We start from the raw sequence: 2,636 nt of genomic DNA, 5'->3' as shown, positions 1-2,636 counted from the left end.
GTCCAGGCGGGGACGGGGCGGAGACATGTCGACCAGGCGGTGCGGGGGGACCACGGCCCCCGGGCGCACCGAGAAGTCCCCCGAGGCGCTGGCCCGCAGACCCACCGCGTCCCAGTTGTCCTCCACGACGAAGTCCCCACGGGGCAGGAAGGCCACCAGGACGCGTCCTCCCACCACCGTGTTGGCCCCCATGAAGGAGGCGTGCCGACCGGCTGACCCCCAGGGCCAGCGGCCCGAGTCCAACCGCAACCCGTCCGCCGTGAGTTCACCCGTGCCCCGGGGCATGGAGGCGCACCCCACCGGGGCGGAGCCGTCGAAGACCTCCCGGGCGCCCTCCTCGGGCAGGTAATGGGTGAGGACGGAGTGCGCGGAGGAGACCGTCGCGTACCACCCCGCCGCGGCGTCGCCCCCGGCCAGGGTCATGATGGCCTCCGCGGCGGTGAGGGGGTCCACGCCGGGGCCGCCCAGCTCGACCGGCATGCCCATCCGGAGCAGATCCCCGGCGACCAGCCCCGCCACGACGGCGGGGGCGAGACAGCCCTCGCGCTCCCCGGCGTCGGCGTGCTCGGCCGCCGTGACGGCGACCTCCGCGGCGGCCTTCGAGACGCCCTCGCCCCTGTCGGTACCCCCGGATTCCGCGACCCTTTCGACCATGAGCCGATTCAAGCGCACCCGGCCCCCGCCGGCCGGCCCTCCCATCGGTGGACACCGGACCCGTCCGGACGGTGGATGGGGGTCACCGTCGAACGATGCTCCCGTACCGGCCGGCCCCGCTCGATACTCGGTGTCATGGAACGCGCACCGGCCGTGTCAGTGACCGGTCTAGAGAAGAGCTACCACGGCACCCCCGTGGTGTCCGGCTTCGACCTGCGGGTGGACCGGGGCGAGATCTTCGCCCTGCTCGGCCCCAACGGCGCCGGCAAGACCACCGTGGTCGAGATCCTGGAGGGCCACCGGACCCGGGACGCCGGGGAGGTGAGGGTGCTGGGCACCGACCCCCACCGCGCCGGTTCCCGATGGCGGGCCCGCATCGGCATCGTGGCCCAGCAGGACAGTGCCTTCCCCGACCTCACGGTCCGGGAGACGCTCCGGCACTTCGCCGGGTACTACCCCTCCCCCCGCGACCCCGACGAGGTGTTGGAGGCCGTGGGTCTCGCGGAGCGGGGCGGGGCCCGGGTGCCCGACCTCTCGGGCGGCCAGCGTCGTCGGCTGAGCGTGGCGCTGGGCATCATCGGTGACCCGGAACTGCTCTTCCTGGACGAGCCCACCACCGGGTTCGACCCGGAGGCCCGGCGCCGCTTCTGGGCGCTCATCAAGAAGCTGAGCGCCGGCGGCATGACCATCCTGCTCACCACCCACTACCTCGACGAGGCGGAGTACCTGGCCGACCGGATCGGGCTGATCGTCGCGGGCCGGATGCGCGACGTGGGGCCGCCGAGCAGTGTCGGGGGGCGGGACACCGACCGAACCCTGGTGGCCTGGGACACCCCGGAGGGCCGTCGGGAACGCGAGACCGCCACTCCCACCGCGACGGTGCTCGAACTCGCCGAGCGGTACGACGGCGAGGTGCCGGGGCTGAGCGTCAGGCGGCCCACCCTGGAGGACGTGTACCTGCGGTTGATCGGAGAACACCAATGAGCGCCCCCCCGTCCGACCGTCGCACCGAGGGGGAGGAGGGAGCCGGGCCCCCGGTGCCCTCCACCGTGGACATCGGCATGCGGCGAGCCGTCCTGGAGACCCGGCAGATCTTCCGTCAGCGCGAGGCGTTCGTCTTCACCTTCGCCTTCCCCCTGGTCGTCATGGGGATGTTCGGACTGATCTTCACCGACGACATCCCGGGCACGGATGTCCCCTTCCGCCAGTACTTCATCGCCGGAATGATCGCCACCGGTCTGATGGCGGCCACCTTCGTCAACCTGGGCATCGCGATCGCGATCGAACGCGACGACGGCACCCTCAAGCACCTCCGGGGCACCCCGATGCGGGTGGGGGCCTATTTCATCGGCAAGATCGTGATGGTCGCCGTGGTCACCGCCATCCAGGTGGCCGTGTTGTTGATCTTCGCCGTTCTCGTGCTGGGTCTGCCGTTGCCCACCGGGATGGATCGCTGGCTCACCTTCGCCTGGGTGATGGTCCTCGGCGTGGTGGTGTTCACCCTCCTGGGTGTGGTCATCAGCGCCGTGCCGAGGAGCAGCCGCAGCGCCGCGCCGGTGGTGATCCTCCCGTTCATGGTGTTGCAGTTCATCTCCGGGGTGTTCTTCGTGTTCACCGACATGCCCGGTGTGATGCAACAACTCGGCGCGCTCTTCCCGCTCAAGTGGGTCGGTCAGGGGCTGCGGTCGGTGTTCCTGCCCGACTCGCTGCAGGCGATCGAGCCCGCCGGGTCGTGGGAGCATGGCACCATCGCCCTGGTGCTGCTCGCCTGGTTGGTCGTCTGTCTGGTGCTCGCTCCCGCGACGTTCCGGTGGCAGCGCTCACGGTCGTGAGAACGTTCGCCATCGACACCCGGGGACCGCGTATGGACACGGCTCGAGAGGGCGGGAGGCACGACGGGGGCCGGCGCCCCGTCGATGTCGCCGGCGCGGCGGTGTCGCTCGAGCCCCCCACGGGAGGCGCGGAGGGCACGGGGGAGGGGC

3 protein-coding genes are annotated in these 2,636 nt (G+C 71.7%); 2 read left to right on the top strand and 1 reads right to left on the bottom strand.

Going from position 1 to position 2,636, the window contains the following annotated elements; translation table 11 throughout:
* A partial coding sequence (locus FOE67_RS22295) for an acyl-CoA dehydrogenase family protein (protein WP_323385292.1) occupies positions 1-654 on the bottom strand: 654 nt, incomplete at its 3' end.
* 135 nt (positions 655-789) lie between these two features.
* Here FOE67_RS22295 and FOE67_RS22290 point away from each other — a divergent pair.
* Together FOE67_RS22290 and FOE67_RS22285 are read left to right on the top strand one after the other, a co-directional pair.
* Positions 790-1,638, top strand: a complete 849-nt coding sequence (locus tag FOE67_RS22290; RefSeq protein WP_182666629.1) for an ABC transporter ATP-binding protein — start codon at positions 790-792, stop codon at positions 1,636-1,638.
* A complete protein-coding gene (locus tag FOE67_RS22285) occupies positions 1,635-2,486 on the top strand; it encodes an ABC transporter permease (RefSeq protein WP_182666628.1) in 852 nt (283 codons plus the stop codon). Before FOE67_RS22290 ends, FOE67_RS22285 begins: the two co-directional genes overlap by 4 nt.
* Positions 2,487-2,636: the final 150 nt, after the last annotated feature.

Source organism: Streptomyces calidiresistens (assembly GCF_014141525.1).
GTDB classification, from domain to species: domain Bacteria; phylum Actinomycetota; class Actinomycetes; order Streptomycetales; family Streptomycetaceae; genus Streptomyces; species Streptomyces calidiresistens.
This window is presented reverse-complemented; position numbering and strand designations above follow the sequence as displayed.

Coding starts and splice junctions, on each gene's coding strand:
- FOE67_RS22290 (WP_182666629.1), top strand. CDS start 790: ATGGAACGCGCACCGGCCGTGTCAGTGACCGGTCTAGAGAAGAGCTAC.
- FOE67_RS22285 (WP_182666628.1), top strand. CDS start 1,635: ATGAGCGCCCCCCCGTCCGACCGTCGCACCGAGGGGGAGGAGGGAGCC.